The sequence below is a fragment of the Deltaproteobacteria bacterium GWA2_45_12 genome (genome assembly GCA_001797365.1).
GTDB lineage: Bacteria > UBA10199 > UBA10199 > UBA10199 > UBA10199 > UBA10199.
Genome location: MGPH01000024.1, coordinates 26,635 through 26,894, shown reverse-complemented (window position 1 = coordinate 26,894; position 260 = coordinate 26,635). Strand labels below are relative to the sequence as shown.

Here is a 260-nt window from a genome sequence, read left to right as displayed (position 1 = left end):
CCTAATAAGTGAGAACCAAATTACTAAACACCTGATACAAGTCCTGGCTTGTCAAAATATCCCGAAATCCGGCGCCGGGCAAAAAGTAGGCGCCGTTTAAATTCAAAATGACATTGTTGTTTAAAAACGGGCGGTACTGAAGCCCCAAACTCATGTCCCAGCCGATCTCGTTGCGGATATTGGCCTGGTTCAAAAAAAGTTCCAAGGGAGCGGTTTCAAGAAAGTAGAGGTAATTGGCGTTCACAAGCGCTTTAAGTTGG

General features: G+C 45.0%; 1 pseudogene (running past one end of the window). It reads right to left on the bottom strand.

Annotation, left to right across the window (positions count from 1 at the left end):
* Position 1 precedes the first annotated feature (1 nt).
* Positions 2 to 260: pseudogene (locus A2048_03960) on the bottom strand (hypothetical protein) (it continues 1,430 nt past the right edge of the window).